The sequence below is a fragment of the Pseudomonas sp. C2.3V genome, from assembly GCF_058536325.1.
Window position 1 is genome coordinate 15,653 of record NZ_JBZUBN010000003.1, and the last position, 22,532, is coordinate 38,184.

Sequence of the window (22,532 nt, forward strand, 5' to 3'; positions counted from 1 at the left end):
CAGCTAGAAACCAGACGGGAAGTGACGCGGTTCCCAGTGCTATGCAGCCAAGCCTGATGGCGTGCCTGGCCGGATTGTGCTTTTTTAATCTCTGCATATCGCCCTGCCGCAATCGTTAGTCAGCTAGCCAATTAAAGCTGACGGAGGCCGCCTATGCCAGGATGTATCACTGCTGTTTAGCACTGTTGTTATCAGATATGTGTTCACGTTTTGAATATCAGCCAACATATAGCCATCAGCTGAATATTGCCAGCTACCCCGCCTCTACCGGTAAGCAGTAGCATGGCTTAACTCATACCATTTCATTTGATTCCAGACCTCTCGGCTGGCATAAGAGGATTAGTTGTTTAGACGCAGATATGGGTCCCTATCATGCTAATCGCACCTCTGCCCGCCAATGAAGAGGCGCGGCTTCGCCTGCTTCGTAGTCTCGACCTGCTTGATACCCCAGCGGAAGAGACCTTTGACCGTATCACGCGGGTGGTCTCCGAGCTTCTTCAGGTCCCTATCGCCCTGGTGTCACTGGTGGATGAGCATCGGCAATGGTTCAAATCGGTGGTGGGCCTTGAGGTCTGTGAGACGCCACGAGATCTGGCCTTCTGCGCCCATGCGCTTCATGTCGAGGACATGCTGCTGATTGAAGACGCCTGGCAAGATCCACGCTTTGCAGACAACCCGCTGGTTACCGGCGAGCCCTATGTACGGTTCTATGCTGGTGTGCCGCTGCGCAGCAGTCAGGGTCTGGTGCTCGGTACCCTGTGTGCAATCGATACCCAGCCCCGAACTCTAACTGAGCGAGCCAAAGCTAGTCTCAAGGATCTGGCCCGTGTGGTTGAGCGTGAACTCATACAACGAGAGGCGGCCAGGGAAACCCGACTGATCCAGGAACAGGATGCTCAGGCGCTGCGTTATCGTGAGGCGCGCTTTACGGCCATGTTCCAGCAGTCACCTATTGGAAAAACGCTGGTTGACCTTCAGGGACGGTTTGCCGAGGTTAATCCAAAACTGTGCGAGATCCTGGGCTATACGGCCGAGGAGCTCAGGCAGAAGACATTTTCTGACATAACCTATTCAGAGGATCTAGCAACGGATCTGAATCTGGTTGCTGATCTCATGTTTAATCGACGCCAGACCTACTCGCTTGAGAAGCGCTACATTCACAAGGCTGGACATCTGGTCTGGGTAGCAATTGACGTTACGCTGGTAAGAGATGGCGCAGGCAACCCGTTACACTTTATCGCCGCGGTGCATGATATCCGCCAGCGTAAGGAGCACGAAGCCCTGCGGCTGAACTATCAGGCTGAACTGGAAAGGAGTGTCCAGGAGCGTACGCTTGAGCTGCAAAGTAGTCGGGAAACCCTGCAAACCATCACGGACAACCTGCCCATTCTCATTGCACAGGTAGACCGTAACCTGTGCTATCGCTTCAATAACGATGTGTACCGTCAGATCTTTAATATCGATCCGAAAACCCTACTGGGTAAACCCCTGACGGCGATGTTGCGCCCTGAGCTCTATAGGGAACTGCTTCCGTGTTTCCAGCGGGCATTGGCAGGGGAGCGGGTCAGCCATGACAATATCCAGTACAGCCTTGAGCAGGAGCGTATCTGGAGCGCTACCTATATTCCTGACGTGCGTCATGGTGAGGTGGTCGGCTTTTACGTTATGTCCCAGGATGTCACAGAGCGTAAGCGGGCAGAAAAGGCTCTGGTCGACAAGGCCATGCTTGATCCACTGACTGGCCTACCCAATCGCCGCGCCTTGCATGACAGGCTCGAACAGGTGATAGCTGCCGCCCGGCATGATGGCGTTCCATTCTCCCTGTTTTTCCTTGATCTTGATGGGTTCAAGCTGGCCAATGATACCCATGGCCATGAGGGGGGTGATGAGATCCTGAAGCAGGTAGCGCGCAGGCTCGGTCAAGCGATAAGAAAGGATGACTTCATCAGCCGACTGGCTGGTGATGAGTTTGTCATTATTGCCAGTGGCGTTGCGTCAGAAGCTATCTGTAGCCGTATCGCCAAAAGTGTATGCGATGCGATCAGCGTTCCTTTTTCTCTTTCTGATGGACCAGCCAAAATTGGTACCAGCATTGGCATCGCGCTGAGCTCGATGATTGAAAATCTCTCAGCGGAAAACATCATGGCTCGGGCTGATGCGGCCATGTATACCGCTAAACGCAAGGGCAGAAACAACTATCAATTCGCCTCAGGTTCGGCGGAGCTGCCTCATAACGTACGGCCAATCAATCTGCGTAAGCAGGAAGACTAGGCCACTTTGCAGAGCCTTGGCCATAGTACCAGCGAAGCCTCAGCAGCGGTCTATACTCTGAAAGTGCTTAAGCACGAGATAACAGCATTGTTTAGCTGATAAGAAACCTATTAGCCTGAAGTCTTTAAGGAACCTGTGATGAGCGAGCCTCTTTCTCCTGAAACCATTGCCATCGTTAAATCTACTGCTCCTGTCCTGCAGGAGCATGGCGTGGCAATTACCACTCGAATGTACGAGCGTCTCTTTGTTGATCCTGAGATCAAGGCGCTTTTCGATGAGGCAGCTTTCAGATCCGGCGAGCAGCCCAAGCGACTGGCTGGCGCTATCTTGGCGTTTGCTAAAAATGCAGATCGGGTAGAAGCCATTCAGGGCGCTGTAGACAAGATCTGCGCTCGCCATGTTGCAACCCATATCAAGCCCGAACACTATCCCGCCGTGGCTAATGCGCTGTTACCCGCCATCAGGGATGTACTGGGCGATGCGGCAACTGATGAGATCCTGGACGCCTGGGGTAAGGCCTACTGGTATCTGGCGGATATCATGATCAATCGTGAAAAAACCTTGTATGGCGAAGCGCATTGATCGGTGTGGTCCGAAGCCTATCCTCTGTGTGCCTATGAAGGTTGGAGCTCTGTTTTGCAAAAAGGACAGAGCCAGACAAGCGAGTCACTTTCAGGATGAAGCGTGTAATGACATGGCCTCATCTCGCCGCATTCTTCACATTCGACACGACGAACAAGAGTATCCTCTTCATCGGGCAAGACAGACACAAAGACCTCCACCTGATGTGTTTTGTTAAAAGACGATTATAAGGAGGCTACCTATAGCAGCCTCCTCTAGTAATAACAGCTCGCAACACCACTAGCGCTTGGTGCGATCGGTAAGGTCGGTGTCTGAGTCATGAGTACCGCTCAGGTGCGAGCGAGTGCCATCCTTCTCGATATCCACATCAGTACGGCGTACGGTATCGCGTACCGTTTCGGTGTGCTGTGTGGTTTCCTTACCCACTACCACTTCTTCAACGACTCGGGCAGTCTTGGCCACAACAGCCTCTTCAGCGGTTTCCTGAATCTCAACCGTACCCTCACGGAATGCAGACACGTCATCGGTTGAGACCGGACGATCTACCGGACGACGCTCGATTACTGCATGCTCCTCACGCAGGTTTACGGTTTCCTCAATGGGACGTTCGGTCATACGAGATACCACACGCACTCGTCCCAGGTGATTCTCTCGCTTACCTACTTTCAGGTCTTCTTCCATCACTGGAATAGCGGTTGTTTCAGCCGGCATCTGATCAGCCAGTGGGGTAGCGTTTACGCCCATCGTAGCTGCAGTGGTTGAGGTGGCTGCTGGTGCCATGGTGGCATCGCTGGTGACTGCGCTATCGCCCATGGTATTGGTATAAGCCGTTGCGCCCTGGCTGGTCCAGGTAGCGCTGCGCTCATCGATATCAATTGCGCCGTTACGCTCGAGGATGTCTTCAACTACCGGGACCTGAGCGTCATCATTAACGGTCACCGTTACTACGGTAGAGCCTCGACGAACCGCTTCGGTGTAGGTATCCCGATAGCCTTTGTGCTCGGTGTCATCATCACTAAAGAGTGAGCGGAAAAAATGGCCTACTTTTTCAGAGACCGAGCCATCATGGGTATCGGTGTGGGAAGCGTCTGTACGCATGGACGTATCGGTTGTGCCATCAATCACGCCAGTTTCGTTGGCAGCTGCAATCTGGATATTGGTCTGGGAAACGCCCTTGGCCAGGAGTTCGCGTTTAACCAGTTCAGCTTCGTTATAGCGATCAAACGCGGCTACTAGAGTATGTTGCATAGGTCACCTCTGTGTGCTCTTCAACAGCCTTGGCTGTGATGGGTTTAAGTGGTGTGCTTTGCACCACGCCTGGTATCTGGCATCCAAGCTAGCAAGTCTTTAGCGCAACTGATCTGATGTCATCAGACTGTCCAGATGCGCTAGCTGGCATCATTGCCTCTGTAGGTCTGGAGTCAGGTTTTGCCGCTTTAGTTCAGAGAAACCTACAAATGGCAGGGGATTTCCCAAGCAGACCTTGTCCTGGTTCAAAGTGCTATATGAAAGGTGGCACTCAGAGAAACTTGTCTAGATACCAATACTCCACTTCTTGAACAGTGCATACCAATGCGATGCAGAGTTACCATCAGCCTAATGGTTGATACGTCTAGAGCTGAAAATACTACGGGCCTTTGAGCCCCAACGCTGGATATGCCGCAAACCATCAAATATAGCCTGAATGAGTATGAATTCTGCCTTGAGCTCAATATTGGCGGTTTAACCTCTCGAGAAGCCAAGGAGATACTGGCTGCACGCCTGGCTGGACCCAACCGAGAAACAGGCGCTGAGGATTTAAATGATGCTAACCAAGAAGTGATACTGGATGCTCAGCTTCGGTCGCTTGGAGTGACGATGATTGAGCTTACGGTATATTGAAATATAGCTTTTGATCACCGTGTCCTTCCCGTCTAACACACTCCATGCCTTTGTAAGCTGATGATATCGCCATGCGCATCACATCAGCATAAGAAGAGTTATCTTAAAATCCTCAAGCCCCATGGCCCCGGCTCCTTCAGATAGCTCACATTGACCAACTCTGTGGTGCCTAGGCTTAGTGTTGGGTTTGTGTATTTTGACCTGTAGATATCAGAGATGAAGAAAACCAGAAGTGTAACGACGCTCAAAAAGTGGGAAGGTCGTTTGGTTGTGGATTTGCCAGTAGCCTTTGCAAAACAGCTTGAACTGGCTGAGGGCGACGCTTTGGTCCTAGAGCTGGACCAGATGTCCTTACAGTTAAGGCCCGCTATAAAACCGAATATAGAATTACCAGAAGCCGTCAAGCCCATAATCCTCAAAGCCCCAAGGCTGGCTGAAATAGGTTCCTGGCAGGATAAAACCAGAGGTTAGCGCTCGATAGAGTCACCCCTCCTCTATCCGGAATGTGAGTAGCTCATCAGGCAATGACCTGATATAGAGCCGGACGTGTTCAAGGGGAGATACGCTGTTGAGAACAGCGAAGACATGATAGCGTTCGCTTCTAGACAAGCGCTTTAGTAGATGTTTAGCCGTTACGGCTACCGCCTTGTCTGTCTGATGAATTTCAGCGGCAAGGCCAAGCGCCAGGATGGCATCAATGAACTTCAATATTGCTCCTCATAGCAGCTTTCTCCTCTCAACATCTTTGATCTGCGATGCGGGATTTTAGCTGATCAGTTTCTTGATACGGCTGACCAGTTTTTCAATGGCAAAGGGTTTGGTCATGATTTCCATACCGGCCTCCACATGACCATTTCCTATCACTGCATTCTCGGCGTAGCCAGTAATAAACAGCACCTTAAGGTCGGGCCTAATGGCTCGCGCAGCATCAGCCAGCTGCCGCCCATTCATTCCCTCAGGCAACCCTACGTCGGTGACCAGCAGATCAATTCGCCTGGATGACTGCAAGACCTGGAGCGCCGCCTCACCATCAGCTGCTTCCAAGGCTAGATAACCATGGTCATTGAGCACCTCGATGATCAACATCCGAATGGCTGGCTCGTCGTCTACAACAAGAATTGTCTCCCCTGTATGAGCCTGCAGCGCTTCCACAGGCTCAAAGGTGGGATCGGTTTCTTGCGCATGACCATAGTAACGTGGAAGGTAAAGACACATCGTGGTGCCCATACCCGGTTCCGAATAGATACGCACCTGCCCTCCGGACTGCCTGACAAAACCATATACCATCGACAGACCCAGGCCCGTGCCCTCGCCTGAGGGCTTGGTCGTAAAAAAGGGGTCGAACGCCTTGGCTATCACTTCGGGTGACATTCCCGTACCGGTGTCGGTTATAGACAGGGCAACATACTGTCCTGCAGTCATGTCATAGTGAATTGACGTATATTCATCGATCCATTTGTTAGCGGTTTCGATCGTAATGCGGCCGCCCTCAGGCATCGCATCGCGGGCGTTGATGCAAAGGTTGAGTAATGCACTCTCAAGCTGACTGGCATCGACCAGGGTTGGCCATAGTCCGCCCGCCGCTACTGTCTCAAGGCTGATATGAGGGCCAGTGGTACGCCGGATCAGTTCATCCATACCAGCGACGAGTCGATTAAGGTCGGTTGGCTTGGGGTCAAGCGTCTGGCGACGCGAAAAGGCCAGCAGTCGATGGGTAAGAGCCGCTGCTCGCTTGGTGGCACTCTGAGCGATGTGAATATAGCGATCAAGCTCCGTCAGGCGCCCTTGCTGCACTCGTGCATTGAGTAACTCCAGTGAACCCGCGATACCGGTCAGGAGGTTGTTGAAGTCATGAGCCAGCCCACCGGTAAGCTGTCCCACCGCCTCCATCTTTTGCGATTGGCGCAGCTGCTCTTCCGTACGCTGCAGCGCTTCCTGACTCTCTCGTTCTGATTGGATATCCCGACCCACCGCATGAAGAAACTGCTCATCGGGCACTGCCGTCCAGGACAGCCATCGATAGCTGCCGTCCCTGTGCCGATAGCGATTTTGAAAACGGTGGACAGGCATTCCCATAGCCAGCTCCGCCATGGCAGCCGCAGTCGATTCGATATCATCCGGATGAACATAGTCTGTCAGCGAACCACCCAGCAGCTCCTGCTCGGACCAGCCTAATATCGCGGTCCAGGCTGGGTTGACTGCAACGATGGTGGCGTCAAAGCGTGCGACCAGCATAACGTCTGTGGACAGACGCCACATGCGATCACGCTCTTGCGTACGTTGCTCAATGCGTAGGGCAAGCGTTGCGTTTAATTCACGTAACGCCTCCTCAGCTTTCTGCTGGCTGGTGATATCCGTATTGGTTCCAAACCAGCGCTCTATTTGGCCTAAAGCGTTATAAATAGGCACCACACGGGTCAAAAACGGACGAAATATCCCATCATGCCCTCTAAGGGGAAACGTCATGTCAAAGGGCTGACCCGTCTTGAGCGAGTGGGTCCAGCCCTCAACCACTAGAGGAAGTACACTGGGATCATGGACTGTTTTCCACCCCCATCCCTGCATGGAGGCAAAACTTGTTCCGGTGTACTCATACCATCGCTGGTTGAACCAGTAGATTTCCCCATCAGGGTGGGCCATCCAGCAAAGCGTAGGAATATTATTGGCCAGTGTTTCAAACTCAAGGGCCTTTTCATGCAGTAGGGCGCTGGCCTGATCACGCTCCTTCTCCAGTGCGCGCTGGCTCTCAACATCGATAAGCACGCCAGGAAAGCGATGAGGGGTACCGTCTGATGCATAGTCGACACGCCCATTGGCTTCAATCCAGTAGTACTGACCGTCACGGCGTCTAACGCGGTACTGATGAGCGTAATTGCCTCCACGGGCAATACTCGTGTTGACGGCCTCGATTAAACCAGGCTTGTCCTCAGGATGAACCGTCGCGATAACCTGCTCCAGGCTCAATCCCTTGCGTCCCAGAGCTGGATCGATTCCAAAGCTGTGAGCAAAGGCCTCATCCACGGTGAATCGATCGCAGGTCAGATCCCAAACCCAGGTCCCGATAATGGCGCCTGCGGACAGGGCCAACTGCACACGCTCGATGTTATCACGTGCCAGTGCTTCGCTTTCACGTAACCGGCGAGAGATTTCGGCGCGTTCGGTAATATCGACTTCAGCTGCGACCCCACCCAAAAGTGTTCCGTCGCTGTCATAAATTGGAGCTGCGTTATTAAGAAACTGACGCCGCCCGGTTCCATCAAAGCGCTCACATTCGACCAGCTCATCCTGTACGGTCTCGCCGCATAGCAGGGCGCGTGCCATTGCCCATTCCTCGGCACGGATACGCTCGCCACTTTCAGGCCTGTAACCCACCCACTGATCGTATTGGGTCCAATCAAGGGCTTTAGGCGCAATACCCCACAGTTTTTTGTTTGCCGCGTTGGTACGCAGGATGTGTCCCTTGGCATCGGCAATGATGACCCCTATGGGCAAGGCATCAAGCGTTGCGCCCAGAAAGGCCTCACTGCGCCTCAAGCGCTCCTGGTTATCATGACGGTGGGTTACGTCCCGGTAGAAAACAGCCAACCCATCCGAGACAGGATAGGCTCGCATGTCAATCCAGCTGACTCTGCCATCAGGCCAGGTATATTGATGCTCATGAGCAACAGGCCGCCGCTCGGTAAGAGCCTGTCTGTATAACACCTCTATCCGGGGGGAGGCAGCAGGATAGGCTTCCCCATGTTTCATGCCTACCAGCTGCTCCAGGGACCGGCTCTCCATCTTGAGTGCTTCTGTGTTGAGATCCAGGATACGCAAATCCTGATCAAGCAGGAGAAACGCTTCACCCATGTTGTTGAGAACGCCCTGAGACCGGTCGCGCTCAACACGCAGTGCACGTTCAGCCGCATCGCGCTGACGTGCTGCCAGTATCTGCTCGGTCGTTTCGATAACGAAAGCAATTACGCCTACAGGCGTTCCGCTTTCATCCAGAATGGGTGAGTAATCAAGGTTCATCCATACCTGCTCAGGCTTACCATGCCTATGCAGCGTAAGTTCCTGGCTCTTGTAGGACAGGGTACCGCCAGCTAATCCCACACGCATGACATGATCATTAAAGTCGGCTACTTCAGCCCATCCCTCTCTGACCTTTGAGCCAAGCAGTCTAGGGTGATTACCGCCTGCAAACCCAGAATAGGCATCGTTATACAGCATGATGCCGTCGTCCCCCCAGAGAAGCACGATGGGTACGGGTGAAAGGAGAAGGGTATTAACAGTTGTCTTCAGGCATTGGGGCCACAACTCTATAGGCCCTAAGGGTGTTGCTGCCCAGTCATAAGCGCGGATTAACCGGCCAAGCTCACCACCGCCCTGGGTTACGGCCTGCATCTCAGGGGCAGTAGTTAGCGTTCTGGCGTCCACGTCAGTTTCCTTGAGCGGTTTATCACATGAAAAAGATGGGCTCAAGGCAGGCGGGATGCCTGATCCTGCCAGCAACATTGAGGGTGGCATATGATATTTGGGCGACGTTAGGCTTTCCAGTTGAGCAACCGCCTGAACGTCGGATTTTTTCACAATGCTTAAAAAATACAGAATGTACAGGGAAGTGGTCGGCCGGTTTATTCTCACGAATAGATTTAGTTAAGCACATCAGCGCTCAAGCAGTACCCAAGGTAAGCCGGACCAGCCAGGCGGGGGCACCTGCATCTAACACTATGATAGTGACCCGGCCCTTGAGCCCTTGTTTGTGTCTACGCGCTGTGCCTCGACGTGTCGATAAGCCCTTTCACAACAGCGGTGAGCTCGGTCATATCAAAGGGTTTACTCAGTACATGATCAAAGAGATCCCCGTGCTCTCTGGCCATATGGGCATGAGCGCCTGTCATGAGCATGATAGGTATATGAGCAGCACTGGCCTGCCCCCTTATAGCCTTTGCAAGGTCACGCCCATTCATGACAGGCATCATAAAGTCGGTGATGACCAGTGCAGGCACCTGCTCCGCCATGATTTCCAGGGCCATTCGACCATTGCCGGCCTGACGCACCTCATAACCTTCCTCTTCAAGAGCTAGAGCGAGTACTTCCGTAATCAGGAACTCGTCATCTACTACCAGAACCATCGTCATGGGTTAACGATCCTCCACTGACGAAGTCAGGTATTAGGAACAGAAGAGGACTGCTTATCCTTCTCGTTGTTTTTGTGTCTGGCAACCAGGGTTACACCGCCGGCACCTATATTGATCAGCTTTTTGGACCGATCAAAAGCGCTGTTTCTGAGCTTGAGAATTGAGAAAACCCCTTCAAACTCATCGTCCCTTTCATCAAAGTGTATCGTGAAAAGATTGTCGGCCAGGCTACAAAGTTCCGGGGATGAAGTACTGATATCACTGCTTAAGAAGCCGCGAATCTCCCAGGTACCATATACGGTCACATTCATGCGCCGCAGCTCGTTAAACAAGGCACCAAAAAACTCGATCAGCCGAGCCTGTTCAATGGCCGAACGTGCCATGGCGCCCAGGCTGTCTATAAACACACGTTTGGTATTAGAGTCTCGAACGGCCTTGAGCAACTTATAGCCCACACTATCTAGCTGAAGCTCTGTAGTGGATTGCCAGCAGATCCTGACGATGCCGGCATCTACCGCGGCCTGAAGATCCAGATCAAGTGCCTGAGCCTTTTGGGTAAGCTGATCTGGCGTTTCATAAAAGCCAAAGAAAAGTCCGGGCTCGTCAGCTGTGCTTTGCAGAATAAAGTTCAGGCCTAGCGTGGTTTTGCCACTACCTGATGGCCCAAGAATCAAGGACACCGATGATCGATGAAGCCCGCCTGACAGGGCCTCGTCCAGCGCATAAACGCCTGAACAAATCTTCTCTGCCTTAGGCTTTGCTAAAAGCGGTGGAGTGTTCAGGTACGCTTCAAGCCGAGGATAAACCGTAACGCCCTGATGATTGATCTGATATTCGTGTTCACCCGGTATGGCAGCTGATCCCCGGGACTTTCGCACACTGATCCGGCGTATGGAACGCACCCCTAGATGCTGCTCCTCCATCAGAATCATACCATCAACCATGGTTAGCTCAGGACTACCTTCGTCCAGAGTGGCACCTGTTAAAAATAACAATGTGCAGCCGACAAATCCTGCATGGGCTTGCAGCTCAGCAATGAATTTCTTGGTGTCCAACGGTGTTTCAGCCCTGCTGCGGGCATTAAGCAGACCGTCTACGATAAGCAGTGATGTCTTGCTTCGAATGATTTCGCGGCGTAGTAGCTTAATAACGGCATCAAGCCCTTCGCTGGACAACGTATCAAAGGCGCTTAGATACTCGATGTCTGAGCCTATCAGGTTGCCATCAAAGAAATCCATCGTAGACAGGAAGCCAAACATCCGATCATGCGATTCGGACAACAGCGTTGCGTAGATGACATGACCACCCTGCCTGGCATGATGGAAGGCAATTTGATTGGTTAGGATGGTTTTGCCAGAGCCAGGTCGCCCCTGTATCAAATAAGACGCGCCCGTAAAGAGTCCTCCACCAAATAACGAGTCCAGTCCTTCGATACCGGTTTTAAAGCGCGCTAATTGATTCAATCTCATCACCTTTGATGTCCTTTTTGAGGACCCTACACAGACTGCAATACCTTACCGGCTAACTGCTTGCCCTGATCAACATAACCAGCGTTTGCTTTAGCGACGTTGATTTGATCATTATTGTGCCATTGATTAGGTGTCGCGTCGTAGAACTGCACCACTGTCATTGATGAGAAATCGGTCAGCTCTGAGCAAAACTGGACTTCGCAAATAATACGGTAGCTAAGCGAATAGGCCGGAATAGTTTGAGAAAGGGAGGCATAAAAGGATCCTTACGAGAAAGACCCTTTTATGCCCGAGCGGCTACTGGCGGAGGGAGCCTTAGCCGCTCTCTCGACCCAAGGGCCGCGACAGCCTGAGAGTAGAATCGAGAGCAGGCATCATACGAAAACCTCAAGACCTGTGCAATTTAGGTGGGAACCCATCTCCATTACCAGGTTGATGCTCCCAAAGATAATCCAGTGATGCGAAGCCCCACACTTCGGGTGATTCACGGCTCATGATGCGGTCATAGCCTTTCTGAGCCTGCAGGTCTACGATTTCTACAGGAATATAGGCATTGCGTGTAACTGAGTAAAACACTTTTATTCGAGGCATCAGCAGCTGCTCGCGCTGCTCAAGAACTACTGCCAGGCGGTTACTTTCCAGGCGTACCAGTGATCCAACCGGATAAATGCCAACAGCTTTTACAAAGGCCTGAAAAACGTGAGGGTCGAAATGCCCTTTCCACTCGGCCATACGCTTGATCGCATCAGCTGGATTCCAGCCTGTCTTGTAGGGGCGATTGGAGGTAATGGCATCGTAGACATCACACACCGTAGCAATGCGCGACATCAGGCTTATCTCTTCCCCAGCAAGTCCATGAGGGTAGCCGCTGCCGTCGTATTTCTCATGATGATGAAGACATACATCGATCGTAGTCTCGTCGGCCTGCCAGGCCGTGAGGATGCGCCTGCCCGCGTCGGGATGGCCACGCATGACTGTGAATTCTTCGTCTGTGAGCTTGCCGGGCTTGTTTAGTACATGAAGAGGCATCGCCATTTTGCCAACATCGTGAAGAAGTCCAGCAAGACCGGCCTGCCTTGTTTTGGATTCATCCAGCCCCAGCACTTTTGCTGTGGCAATCATGAGTGCAGAAACGGCAACTGAATGCAGATAGGTATATTCATCAGAGGTTTTCAGTCTTGCCAGACTGATGAGTGCGTTAGGGTGGCGCACCACGGAAAGTGAAATGTCCTCCACCAGATCCATGGCATCGCCCATTTCAACAACGCGCCCCATCCGTGCATCTTCCAGCATGCATTTGACTGCCGTTTTGGCACTGTCACACAGCTGCCTGGCTCGTTCTATCTCTTCAACCATCTCGACCTGAATCGGTAACGGCGTGATTTCAGGCCTTGTCTGAAATTGTGGATCGACATCACGACCTTGCGCCAGGTCGATCCACAGGCTCTCGACATTGCTTTCAATAATACGCTTGAGCTCATTGGGTGTACGAATAACAAACCCACCCTGCCAGAAGGGATGATCAGCCCGTGGCGTGCAGAATTCCTTCACATACATCCCCAGACGAGCCTGATCTATCGGGATGCGCTTAAGCATAGGTGCCTCCAGACATCAGATGCTATCTTGATTTATAGGTCTGCTTTACCGTTCCTTTAACTGGTGGGCAAACCGGCCTACCGAGTCTACGACTAACCGTGCGCCGTCCTGAATCTCTACGATAACCGCGCCTGCTTGGCTTGCAAGTTCAAGCCCTGTTTCCGCTTGCTCCTTGCTAACCGCCATCACGTTTACTGCCTCGCTGGCCAACTGATTGTTGCGTTGAACAACATTAACGATTTCCTCGGTTGCCTTGCTTGCGCGACCTGCCAACTGACGCACCTCATCCGCAACAACCGCAAACCCCCGCCCCTGCTCCCCTGCCCGTGCAGCTTCAATCGCTGCGTTCAAGGCAAGCAAGTTGGTTTGATCAGCAATTCCACGAATCGTTTGAATAATGGTGCTGATCAGCTGCGACTGCTCATTTAAACCCTGAATACCCTTGGAGGCCTCGGTAAGGTTAGAGACGACATGATGCATGACGTCCAGTGTCTGCTGGACAACTCGAGTACCTTCCTTGGCGCTATGATCTGTCTGCTGGGAGGTGTTGTAGGCAATCTCGGCTGCCTCAGCCACAGCCAGTTCCTGGTTAACCTGCTCGGTGACGTCAGTGGCGAACTTGATAACTTTGTACAGTCGATTACGGGTATCCAGTACAGGATTGTATGAGGCTTCCAGCCAGACGGTATGACCGTAGCGGTCGACACGCTTGAAGCGGCCTGCCACAAACTGACCTTCATTAAGCCGCCTCCAGAAAGCTGCATATTCCTGGGAGTGCGCTTCTTCTGGCAGACAAAAAAGCCGGTGGTGCTTTCCCTGAATATCGGCAAGCGTGTATCCCATACGGCTCAGGAACTTGTCGTTGGCGGCTAGCACCGTACCGTCAAGGTTGAATTCGATGACTGCCGAGGATCGAAGCAGCGCATTGATAACACCCTCCTGCTCCTTGGCTCTCTCCATTGCTGCAGTGACATCGCTGGCAAGACACAGGTAGGTATCAACTCTACCCTCCGCGTTTCGGATCGGACTCCACACCGTACGCAGCCAGATCTCAGTGCCGTCCTTGCGCCTGAAGCTGTAAGCACCACTATTATGCTGATGGTTTGACAGTGCTGAGGACAAGCGTTGAAACTCGTCAGAATGTGTGGAAGAAAAAAGCAAATCCTTGGACTGACCTACCAGCTCATGTTGGCTGTAGCCCAAGGCCGAAAGCATGTTGTCATTGATGACAGTAATGATGCCATGACCATCAACACGCAGGGTCAGCATTTCTGCCTCTACTGACTCGCTTACACGCTGGCGAGCCGCTAACTCAGCCTTGAGCCGAGCATTTTCCTGCTTTAAACCCGAACCAAACATGATGAGTCCAATAAAAAGTCCTATTTGTTATCTGGTTCGGCGCAAGTCATGGCTTCTTGAGCGTACCGGCGACGGAAGGTACGCCTTTACTCAGGTGGGTCTAGCGTTTGCTGTTGTAAACCACTGATTTGCTATGGAGACCGCCCATTGTCAGGTTAAAGACTCCCACCTATAAGAAAGATACTTCCAAATAAGGCCATTACACCACTTTCTGTCTTATAAAACCCTCTAGGGGGTCTGCCCTCTTTGTTCGAATGGGAGAGCTTTTACCGTACCTATAAATCACTTATTAGGGCAGCGTCTGATCCGCTAGATGACACTGATAAAAAATTGAATAGTATTGTGGAGCTACGCCGAGAAGGTGTTGAATACAGCTCCATGAGGCATGCTGCTAATAACTTGATCTATATCTCAGCAAGTGAGCGGCTTGATCTATCAGGCTTGATTAATAACGGCGCAGCCCCAAGATTCTCGTGTAACGTGTTTGACGAGCCCTTTCATGCCCCGCGTAATAACTTCACCTCAAAACATACCAGATCAGCAAGCAGTAGATTCATATAATAAACAGCTCTTTGGAACACCGAAGGAGCGACTTGATTTCTATCGCAAGGAAATTCAGTTCGAAACAGGAATCCTGTCCGACAGGACCAACGCATACCTGGGCGCTCAATCATTTCTTGTCATTGCCTATGCATCTGCCATGGCCAACCGTAGTCCAGAGTGGGGGCACCTTTTCACACTTGTTGTTCCTGCAGCGCTTGCCCTGCTAGGTATCCTAAGCTCTTTAAATGCCTGGCCCGGTATACGTGCCGCATATCTGATTATTCAACACTGGCATTTCAAGCAGGCGCAATTATTGAATAGCGACCCTTTTACCGGAAACTCTTATGATAATGTTCCGCTATTTAGTGACAAGGAGTCAGATCCCAGTCATTTCCGAAAGTCATTAATGTTTAATGTACGTTCGCCTATCTTGTTTGCAGCATTCTGGACAGTGTTGGGAGTTTTTTCTATCTGGCTGCAATTATCCCATAGTGTTTAGGTAATAAGTCGACCCTGATTGAGCTTGAAAAAGGGTCGAAGGCAGAACCGATGTTTAATATTTTTTCGTCTTTGCTGACTCGATACCGAAAAGCATGTTGATAACGAAATTGGCCTACCAGCTCATGTTAGCTATAGCCTAATGCCGAAAGCATGATGTCATTGATGACGCTCTGGCCATCGACACGTAGGGTCAGCATTTCTGCTCCGATTGATTCGCCTACACGCTGGCAAGCCGCTAATTCAGCCTTGAGCAGAGCATTTCTCTAAAAACCTGAAACAACCAACAAAACGTCCAATTCAGCTGTTTGTTCGGCGTCTGTTATGAATTCTTAAGCATAACGGGGCGAAGGTGCGTCTCTCTTCGATAAGATTCTGGCTATTCTTGAAAGAGCCGCCTAGTTGAACTCTATCGAGAGGGCGGCCTGCCCTGAGAGAGGAGCCACGTCATGCTTAGCCGTAGATCCTTTATTTATGCCACAGGCGCCACCTTGTTTGGAGCCTCAGCGCTCTCATTACATGCTCAGCAATTCTCAGGTGCTGGTCGACTGGTGCTGGGTCAGCCTGAAGGCTCTCTTGGCAGTACGGTTGCTGAAAGACTACTGCCCGTTATGTCTGAAAAAGCGAGTCTTGCCTACCAGATTCAATACATCACACAAGGCGAAACCCGGCAGTCCCTGCAAATTGTAAAAGCAGCAAGGCCGGATGGAAGTCTGATTTTGCAGGCGATTGCCAGTTCAATGACTCTGTTACCCAATATCTACCAGAGTCTGCCTTTTGATCCTATAAAAGACTTTACCCCGTTGGCACTACTGGGAGATTACTCTTACGTGCTGGCCTTGGGACCAGCCGTACCGGCATCGGTGCGCACTCTTGATCAGTTTGTGGACTGGACCGCTGACAATCCTGATCTACGAGACCTAGGTGTTTCGCTGTATGGCTCGCATGGACATCTGGCAGCCCTGACACTGGCCTATGAAAAGGAAATCGCTTTTCGCGTTCGAACCTACAGTCGATCGGCAGCCATCGTTGAGGATCTGAAAGACCAGTCGTTGGCAGCCGCCATCCTTGCAATAGGCGTCGCGGCTTCAAGAAATGCTGAGGGAAAGATTCGACCCATAGTCGTAACCGGCGATAGTAGAGCGATGCAATGGCCAACCGTTCCATCATTTAAGGAGTTGGGTATTGATGCAAATATCAACAGCTGGATCGGCTGGTTTGTCCCGTCAGGTACTCCTTCCATTATTGTTGATGGACTCATTACCAGGATTAATCAGGTTCAGGCTTCACGTGAATATGCAGAAATGCAGAGGCGCTTGCTGCTGACTCAGGTATCGCTTACGCCAGCTCAGATAAGGGATCGAATAGCAAAAGAGAAGGCTTTTTACAAAACACTGGTTGAGCGGTACCACCTTGAACCCAAGGTAGGCTGATGTCTGATTGCCTAATTGGAGTAGCTGCGCTATAGCATTATGATGTTATCCGCTGACAGAACATTCCTCTTTAAGGATGCAATCAACGTGGACGATACTCCCAACCCTTTTCACTATGTCATTGCTCCAAGAACAGATGCCGAGCGGCTGGAGGTTGAAGCCTGGTTACTGGCTGATCAGCTACTCAACGTCTTGAATGATGGACAGCCAAGAGCCTTTCAAAGGCGCGACCAGATAAGATGGCAGATCGAAGGCTTCATGAATGCCTTGCAAGCGCTGCAGACTCCAGAATCGTCACGGATCTATATAGCGATGCAGGAGTTGACGATACGTATGCGTCAGCAGAGTGTTGCTGAGTTTAATCAGGCAGCCAAACTGTACACCCGAAAGCAGCTGATTCCAGAATAGTTCCTTGAGCACTCGTTGCACCTACTCCAGGCACTCGCTACGACCAGTTGTCTGCTTTAACCAGGCTTAGCCACTTTTAAAGAAAGGCAGGCAACGGCTTGATAAGCGGCTCGTAGTCCACCAGGGATGACTGAATGGTTTCCATCAGCAGAGGCCAGTGCACCATAGCTGAATGAAAATGTTGTACCGCCTGAACGTCAAGGTATTGAAGGCCCTGTAGGTCAAAGCTCCTGGCCAAATTATTGACGTCCTCACGGGTATCCAGGTGATGAGTAATGACGTCGAGGGCTTTAGAAGTATTCATAGACATACCAACCGACAAGCTAGAGTAATAAGAACGTTATTGCTGCTTGGTCATAAGCAAGTGATATGCCATATCAAAAGTCAAAAAATCATCAAAAGGAGCGCAAGGAAAAGACATAACCCGCAGAGAAACATCAGCACAAGGTCTAAAGGATCCCAGCTGTCCATATCATTTGTATTAGTAATATCTGGAAATTTTTGAGTGTTATCTAACGAAGTAGCGGATCAATGACCTGTTTCGCTCAAGCTGAGCACTCTGAGATCAACTCGCGATAGGCTAGTAAAACGCTATACCTGTATGGACACCAATGATATTCAAGGTCAATGCAGGTTTTGAAGATACAAAAGGTCGCACCAATCATAAAGAAAGGCTGTGACCGTTTAGCCCTAGGTCTCTAGAAGCAATCGATTGAAGGAGAAATCCGATCCACTCCTGCACTAGCCTATTCCTCTTCTCAAACAGATCCCCAAGTCATAAAGGGGATGTTGATCTCACCAAAGACATGCCTTTCCGTTCATACGTCCACCCGAGAAAATGAGAACCATATTTCAGGAGGCTAGAAAAACCTAGGCAAGGGGTCTTGATGACATTTTTTGATCGGTTTATTCGGCTTCTTCAGCCTCAACAATCAGCAGATCCAAATCACTCTCAAAGCCATCATGAATCCTTGAGATTCAATCGGCATGACTTGTATCAGGCTCCCTCTTTAATAGGCGATTGGCCCATCAAAGAAGAGAGGGTTTGTGGGCCGATCGAGGGTCAGCCCGAGCATGTGGTTATGACCTTACTCAGTCGAGGTAACTGGTTTGGATGTCATTCAGAGGGACATCTAGTGCGTAGCATTTTTCGCACTTTAATCTTGCCTGATCTTATCTATGCCAACCCCTTTAGAAGCATAGATAACAATACAACTCCTTACATCCATGCTATCCATTTCTTAGTGAAAATGACATCTCACGGTGCAGTTGGCAGTCCAGAACATAATGTAACACCAGAACAATTCATCGAACGAATGCACAACACCATCCATAAACGATTAAAAGAGCCTATATCGAGCCTTCAGGCAGACTTCGATGCAGTGGTTAGCCGTGGCTCCTTTCTTACCTCAACTCCTGTTAAAGAAGGGGTTCCGATAAATAGATTTATATCAGCTATTCATGAAGGCTTCTGGCATGACTTACTTGATATATATGCTATTGGGAATGGGAAATTTGAATCGCCCCTAGTTTCCTAGACACCTCTAAGCCTCATAATGAGGCCCGTTAGGAGGTGCCATGAGCAAGCAGCGTTACCCCGAGGAATTCAAGATCGAAGCGGTCAAGCAAGTGACCGAGCGCGGCCTCCCCGTTGCCGAGGTGGCGACGCGGTTGGGCATGTCGGCGCATAGCCTATATGCCTGGATCAAGCGCTACGGCAAGCCCCAGGAACAGCGACAGCAGGAAGACGAGCAGCAGGCCGAACTGCGTCGTCTGCGCGCGGAACTCAAGCGAGTGACCGAAGAGCGAGACATCCTAAAAAAGGCCGCCGCGTACTTTGCCAAGGAGTCCGGCTGAAGTACGCCTTCATTAGCAAGCTGTCGGTGGAGTACCCGGTGCGGCGTCTTTGCCAGACCCTCAAGGTGCATCCCAGCGGTTACTACGCCTGGCTGGCCGAGCCGAAATCCGTACGCGCCAAGGAAGATCAACGCCTGTTCGGATTGATCAAGCATGCCTGGCTGGAAAGCGGTGGGGTCTACGGCTACCGCAAGATCCATGACGACCTGCGCGAGCTGGGGGAGTCCTGTGGCCGGCACCGCGTGGCTCGCCTGATGCGGGGAGAGGGGTTGCGCTCGCAGACCGGCTATTGTCGGCGCCTCAGCTATTATGGAGGCAAGCCGACAGTGGTCTCGCCCAACCGCCTGGAGCGGCAGTTCAACGTTAGTGAACCGAACAAGGTCTGGGTCACCGACATTACCTACATTCGCACCTATGAGGGCTGGTTGTACTTGGCGGTGGTCCTGGATCTGTTTTCACGCCAGGTGATTGGCTGGTCGATGAAGCCACGGATGTACAGCGACCTAGCCATCGATGCGTTGCTGATGGCAGTGTGGCGGCGCAAGCCCAAGCAGGAAGTGATGATCCACTCCGACCAGGGCAGCCAGTTCAGCAGCTCGGACTGGCAAAGCTTCCTCAAGGCCAACAACCTGATCAGCAGCATGAGTCGACGCGGTAACTGCCACGACAACGCGGTCGCGGAAAGCTTTTTCCAGTTGCTGAAGCGGGAACGCATCCGACGAAAAATCTACGGTACCCGGGAAGAAGCCCGCAGTGATGTGTTCGATTACATCGAGATGTTTTATAACCCCAAACGCCGGCATAGCAGCGCTATGCAGCTATCGCCAGTAGAATTTGAAAAGCGCTATTTCCAGAGCTTGGAGAGTGTCTAGGAAAGCCGGGGCGATTCAATTAGCGTCGGGATGGCCAGATCTAGAGTTGAGTGATGGAACATCATTCAACTTCGTTGAGGTAAAAGTCCGTGATCGGCTTACTCCCAATCAAAAAGACACCATTCCAATACTTATGGACCTTGGGCTGAAATGTCGAGTCATAAGATTGATCAGACGATAATCACTTACCTGTAGGTCCGACCTAAACGCAGCCTGATGAAGGCAATGGCATAAGAAGGCCCAGCGCTTGGCCGGGCTTTTTTACCTCGAACACTCTTACCGAGGGACGCAGTGACCGCCCTTATGGTGTGAGTTCGTTCCGCCTGTTGGGGAAGTACCCTTGGGGCATGCGCTCGCTACCATGGGTGCGGCCAGAGCAATCATCAAGCTAAGCAATGCAATCTTCTTCATACGGACCTCCATTTTCCTAGCGACTAAAATCAGTCCTCATTGATATCGACTTAACGTTATCAAGCTTTAGGCACTTGAAGAAGCGAGAAAACCCAGTCTGAGCTGGGTTAATGGCTCTAGGAGAGCGGATACCAAGCCTAAAATGATTTCTTAGAAATCATTTTCCTCTAAATCAAGCGTTAAAGTTTCACCATATCGCGGATGAATCTGGTTCATTTTTGATATGAAATCCGAATAGTCTTTGCTCAATTTCATTATCGTAACCGTTGACGCCAGATGCTCTCTTAACTTTGGATGCCCTTTATCGCTTGTAAGACGCCTATGAAGATGGCCCTTCTTCGTGTCTTTGGAATTCTCTTTTTTTAACTCTGCTAGAAGACCAGGTGCGATTCGCTTATAAACGATATCATTAGTAAGTACGCCGAAATATTGAGGTCGATATTTGGCATTTTCTGGAGGATAGGGAAGCCCTCTAAGCCTAAAAAGATGTTCATAGTATTCAGGCGGGAACGTTCTTACCCAAGGCTGAAGCTCTTTCGCTACAAAAGCTTCGAGAATCTTGGCTAGTGCATCTCTAGCACGGTCTTTCTGATATCCAGTAGCCTCGTCGACCAATGCAACGATGCCAACACGAGCAAATCCCCTAACTAATGATCCGCAAGCTTCTTCTGCCTTGCCGGAAGCGCTCCATCACGTCTGGCGGCTAAGATTGCATCACATATCTCAGCCAGGAGGGTGGCTTGATAGCCATAAGCAACACGCCCGAAGGTGTCAGCAGTAAATTTTATGGGATTAGCTAATGAAGTAATTGCCTCTTGCGAGAGATAAGGCTTGATAGCTGCACTTTCTAAGAACGCGGTGAATCTATCAACGCCAGCAGTGGGTCCCCCTCTCGTTATTCCTACCCCTGACATTACTCCGCGCTGCGATAATACGCGGGTCCCGTCTTCTAAGACGTAACATGGAATCTCTATCCCACCAAGGCGCAAGGGATGGTCAGCAGAACCGTGAGTGGCTTTGGGAAGCTTCGCTATTTCCGATTTTGCCAAAGCAGCTTGTCTAGCTATCTCAGTTCTTCTTTCTGGAGTAAGCGAGTTTGCTCTAGCAACTGCGCCTTTTGCTTTACCTTTTGGTTCTGCGCCATCCATATTACATCCTCAAATTTTTATTTGAGCTTGCAATTTAGCCCATAAGACGTCCTTTGCAAGCACATGCTTGCAAATTCCGATCAATCTCGCACTTTGCTTGACATTACAGCTTTTACGCTAAGTGCGGTATAACCGGTGATGCAAAAAGAGGGTTTTAATCCGCAAAAATAACTTGAAACCTTTACCAACGTGAGTTCTCAGTGGCGCACAATCGGACAATGCACTGCCAGTTTATTACATAACGCATTGCGTTATATAACGCATCACGTTATACTGCGTCCATACAAGTGGAGCGCATTTGTGATCAGGACCTTCAAGGATAAGCAGACACAAGCAGTAGCTGACGGCAAGGTTGCCCGCAAGCTGCCGCAAAACATGCAGAAGGTTGCTCTTCGTAAGCTGCGTCAACTTCAAGCCTCGATGAAACTGGACGATCTGCGTATTCCTCCGGGCAATCATCTTGAAGCGCTGAAGGATGACCGCGTAGGTCAACACAGCATCCGTATCAACGATCAATGGCGCATCTGCTTCCGCTGGGTTGATGGTGCTGCCTACGATGTTGAAATTGTTGATTACCACTAAGGAGGTGAGCCATGACTCACACTGACACTGATGACATCACAACCGGCGAACTCCTCCCTAATGTTCATCCAGGCGAGATTCTGCTTGAAGACTTCCTAGAGCCGATGGGTATTACTAAGAACAAGCTGGCAACATCCATTGGCGTGCCGGCTACTCGTATCGGCGAGATCGTCAAAGGTGATCGATCAATTACAGCTGATACAGATATCCGGCTGTCTCGTTTTTTTGGCACTAGTGAAGGCTATTGGCTTGCGCTGCAGAATGCTTACGATCTGGAAGAAGCTCACCGGGCTGGGCATTATGACGACATCCCAGGTCATGCGGCCTGATCTATACACTCAGCCTTAACCTTTAGCTCCTCTGCTTCCATAATCCTGACGTCATAAAAGACGTCAGGATGCCTTTTATTCTTCGCGTCACAGAGCTTCATTTTGAGCAATACTTGAATATGGGTAGGCTTGAGTGCTGAAAGTTGACTACCTCGATTGGCCGCGGCTGA

At 51.0% G+C, this 22,532-nt stretch carries 20 protein-coding genes and 1 pseudogene; 10 read left to right on the plus strand and 11 right to left on the minus strand.

The genetic code is table 11. The features are described from left to right. Positions 1-372 precede the first annotated feature (372 nt). Both AC4LF3_RS23055 and AC4LF3_RS23060 read left to right on the plus strand, forming a co-directional pair. Entirely contained in the window at positions 373-2,271 is a 1,899-nt protein-coding gene (locus AC4LF3_RS23055) for a bifunctional diguanylate cyclase/phosphodiesterase (protein WP_447110450.1), read from the plus strand. 138 nt (positions 2,272-2,409) lie between these two features. Continuing rightward, positions 2,410-2,853, plus strand: a complete 444-nt coding sequence (locus AC4LF3_RS23060) for a globin domain-containing protein (protein WP_073450808.1) — start codon at positions 2,410-2,412, stop codon at positions 2,851-2,853. Positions 2,854-3,132: 279 nt separating this feature from the next. Here the strand turns inward: AC4LF3_RS23060 and AC4LF3_RS23065 are convergent, their stop codons facing one another. Then, the gene (locus AC4LF3_RS23065) at positions 3,133-4,101 is read right to left on the minus strand and encodes a YsnF/AvaK domain-containing protein (RefSeq protein ID WP_112297491.1); all 969 of its coding nucleotides are present in this window, start codon (positions 4,099-4,101) and stop codon (positions 3,133-3,135) included. A 408-nt stretch (positions 4,102-4,509) separates the two neighbouring features. Here AC4LF3_RS23065 and AC4LF3_RS23070 point away from each other — a divergent pair, with 408 nt between their 5' ends. Beyond that, positions 4,510-4,734 carry a hypothetical protein gene (locus AC4LF3_RS23070; RefSeq protein ID WP_073450582.1) on the plus strand — a complete coding sequence of 75 codons (225 nt, stop codon included), beginning with the start codon at positions 4,510-4,512 and terminating at the stop codon, positions 4,732-4,734. A gap of 483 nt (positions 4,735-5,217) precedes the next feature. Here AC4LF3_RS23070 and AC4LF3_RS23075 read toward each other — a convergent pair whose 3' ends face one another. From AC4LF3_RS23075 to AC4LF3_RS23105, 7 genes and pseudogenes are all read right to left on the minus strand, one after another. Further along, a complete protein-coding gene (locus AC4LF3_RS23075; RefSeq protein ID WP_073450580.1) occupies positions 5,218-5,442 on the minus strand; it encodes a DUF7740 domain-containing protein in 225 nt (74 codons plus the stop codon). A 57-nt stretch (positions 5,443-5,499) separates the two neighbouring features. After that, positions 5,500-9,153: a PAS domain S-box protein gene (locus AC4LF3_RS23080; RefSeq protein WP_112297492.1), complete on the minus strand. Its 3,654-nt coding sequence runs from the start codon at positions 9,151-9,153 to the stop codon at positions 5,500-5,502. Positions 9,154-9,482: 329 nt separating this feature from the next. Next, positions 9,483-9,857, minus strand: coding sequence for a response regulator (locus AC4LF3_RS23085; RefSeq protein WP_073450579.1), 375 nt, complete (start codon positions 9,855-9,857; stop codon positions 9,483-9,485). A 26-nt stretch (positions 9,858-9,883) separates the two neighbouring features. Next, positions 9,884-11,326: an RAD55 family ATPase gene (locus AC4LF3_RS23090; RefSeq protein ID WP_112297493.1), complete on the minus strand. Its 1,443-nt coding sequence runs from the start codon at positions 11,324-11,326 to the stop codon at positions 9,884-9,886. A 387-nt stretch (positions 11,327-11,713) separates the two neighbouring features. Beyond that, entirely contained in the window at positions 11,714-12,922 is a 1,209-nt protein-coding gene (locus tag AC4LF3_RS23095) for a cyclic di-GMP phosphodiesterase (RefSeq protein ID WP_112297494.1), read from the minus strand. Positions 12,923-12,967: 45 nt separating this feature from the next. Continuing rightward, positions 12,968-13,498, minus strand: a complete 531-nt coding sequence (locus AC4LF3_RS23100; RefSeq protein ID WP_409440460.1) for a methyl-accepting chemotaxis protein — start codon at positions 13,496-13,498, stop codon at positions 12,968-12,970. An 18-nt stretch (positions 13,499-13,516) separates the two neighbouring features. Next, positions 13,517-14,281 (minus strand): annotated as a pseudogene (locus AC4LF3_RS23105) (PAS domain-containing protein); the annotation flags it as partial. A 499-nt stretch (positions 14,282-14,780) separates the two neighbouring features. Here AC4LF3_RS23105 and AC4LF3_RS23110 point away from each other — a divergent pair. The 3 genes from AC4LF3_RS23110 (at position 14,781) to AC4LF3_RS23120 (ending at position 17,163) form a co-directional block, all read left to right on the plus strand. Further along, positions 14,781-15,323 carry a hypothetical protein gene (locus AC4LF3_RS23110; protein WP_112297496.1) on the plus strand — a complete coding sequence of 181 codons (543 nt, stop codon included), beginning with the start codon at positions 14,781-14,783 and terminating at the stop codon, positions 15,321-15,323. 448 nt (positions 15,324-15,771) lie between these two features. Beyond that, positions 15,772-16,755, plus strand: coding sequence for a tripartite tricarboxylate transporter substrate-binding protein (locus AC4LF3_RS23115; protein WP_112297497.1), 984 nt, complete (start codon positions 15,772-15,774; stop codon positions 16,753-16,755). A gap of 87 nt (positions 16,756-16,842) precedes the next feature. Further along, entirely contained in the window at positions 16,843-17,163 is a 321-nt protein-coding gene (locus AC4LF3_RS23120; protein WP_146766020.1) for a hypothetical protein, read from the plus strand. A 76-nt stretch (positions 17,164-17,239) separates the two neighbouring features. Here AC4LF3_RS23120 and bcsR read toward each other — a convergent pair whose 3' ends face one another. After that, positions 17,240-17,467: a BcsR/BcsP family cellulose biosynthesis protein gene (bcsR, locus tag AC4LF3_RS23125; RefSeq protein WP_073450574.1), complete on the minus strand. Its 228-nt coding sequence runs from the start codon at positions 17,465-17,467 to the stop codon at positions 17,240-17,242. Positions 17,468-18,050: 583 nt separating this feature from the next. On the opposite strand from bcsR, the gene AC4LF3_RS23130 reads away from it, so the two are divergent. Both AC4LF3_RS23130 and AC4LF3_RS23135 read left to right on the plus strand, forming a co-directional pair. Next, positions 18,051-18,701, plus strand: coding sequence for a hypothetical protein (locus AC4LF3_RS23130; RefSeq protein WP_139272282.1), 651 nt, complete (start codon positions 18,051-18,053; stop codon positions 18,699-18,701). Between the two features lie 40 nt (positions 18,702-18,741). Continuing rightward, a protein-coding gene (locus AC4LF3_RS23135; protein WP_085985622.1) for an IS3 family transposase occupies positions 18,742-19,892 on the plus strand; the annotation gives its coding sequence in 2 pieces (ribosomal slippage) (positions 18,742-18,985 and positions 18,985-19,892; 1,152 coding nt in all). Between the two features lie 561 nt (positions 19,893-20,453). On the opposite strand, the gene AC4LF3_RS23140 is transcribed toward AC4LF3_RS23135, so the two are convergent. Then, positions 20,454-20,918: a P63C domain-containing protein gene (locus tag AC4LF3_RS23140; protein WP_197873343.1), complete on the minus strand. Its 465-nt coding sequence runs from the start codon at positions 20,916-20,918 to the stop codon at positions 20,454-20,456. 32 nt (positions 20,919-20,950) lie between these two features. Then, positions 20,951-21,451: a hypothetical protein gene (locus AC4LF3_RS23145; RefSeq protein ID WP_197873344.1), complete on the minus strand. Its 501-nt coding sequence runs from the start codon at positions 21,449-21,451 to the stop codon at positions 20,951-20,953. Between the two features lie 300 nt (positions 21,452-21,751). On the opposite strand from AC4LF3_RS23145, the gene AC4LF3_RS23150 reads away from it, so the two are divergent. Beyond that, positions 21,752-22,033, plus strand: coding sequence for a type II toxin-antitoxin system RelE/ParE family toxin (locus AC4LF3_RS23150; RefSeq protein ID WP_073450804.1), 282 nt, complete (start codon positions 21,752-21,754; stop codon positions 22,031-22,033). Between the two features lie 11 nt (positions 22,034-22,044). Continuing rightward, the gene (locus tag AC4LF3_RS23155) at positions 22,045-22,362 is read left to right on the plus strand and encodes a HigA family addiction module antitoxin (RefSeq protein ID WP_073450803.1); all 318 of its coding nucleotides are present in this window, start codon (positions 22,045-22,047) and stop codon (positions 22,360-22,362) included. Positions 22,363-22,532: the final 170 nt, after the last annotated feature.

What these genes read in the sequence shown, in the direction of transcription:
- AC4LF3_RS23155 (WP_073450803.1), top strand. Translation starts at nt 22,045, where the DNA reads ATGACTCACACTGACACTGATGACATCACAACCGGCGAACTCCTCCCT.
- AC4LF3_RS23145 (WP_197873344.1), bottom strand. Translation starts at nt 21,451, where the DNA reads ATGGATGGCGCAGAACCAAAAGGTAAAGCAAAAGGCGCAGTTGCTAGA.
- AC4LF3_RS23095 (WP_112297494.1), bottom strand. Translation starts at nt 12,922, where the DNA reads ATGCTTAAGCGCATCCCGATAGATCAGGCTCGTCTGGGGATGTATGTG.
- AC4LF3_RS23085 (WP_073450579.1), bottom strand. Translation starts at nt 9,857, where the DNA reads ATGACGATGGTTCTGGTAGTAGATGACGAGTTCCTGATTACGGAAGTA.
- AC4LF3_RS23090 (WP_112297493.1), bottom strand. Translation starts at nt 11,326, where the DNA reads ATGAGATTGAATCAATTAGCGCGCTTTAAAACCGGTATCGAAGGACTG.
- AC4LF3_RS23060 (WP_073450808.1), top strand. Translation starts at nt 2,410, where the DNA reads ATGAGCGAGCCTCTTTCTCCTGAAACCATTGCCATCGTTAAATCTACT.
- AC4LF3_RS23130 (WP_139272282.1), top strand. Translation starts at nt 18,051, where the DNA reads ATGACATTTTTTGATCGGTTTATTCGGCTTCTTCAGCCTCAACAATCA.
- AC4LF3_RS23110 (WP_112297496.1), top strand. Translation starts at nt 14,781, where the DNA reads ATGCCCCGCGTAATAACTTCACCTCAAAACATACCAGATCAGCAAGCA.
- AC4LF3_RS23070 (WP_073450582.1), top strand. Translation starts at nt 4,510, where the DNA reads ATGCCGCAAACCATCAAATATAGCCTGAATGAGTATGAATTCTGCCTT.
- AC4LF3_RS23065 (WP_112297491.1), bottom strand. Translation starts at nt 4,101, where the DNA reads ATGCAACATACTCTAGTAGCCGCGTTTGATCGCTATAACGAAGCTGAA.
- bcsR (WP_073450574.1), bottom strand. Translation starts at nt 17,467, where the DNA reads ATGAATACTTCTAAAGCCCTCGACGTCATTACTCATCACCTGGATACC.
- AC4LF3_RS23115 (WP_112297497.1), top strand. Translation starts at nt 15,772, where the DNA reads ATGCTTAGCCGTAGATCCTTTATTTATGCCACAGGCGCCACCTTGTTT.
- AC4LF3_RS23055 (WP_447110450.1), top strand. Translation starts at nt 373, where the DNA reads ATGCTAATCGCACCTCTGCCCGCCAATGAAGAGGCGCGGCTTCGCCTG.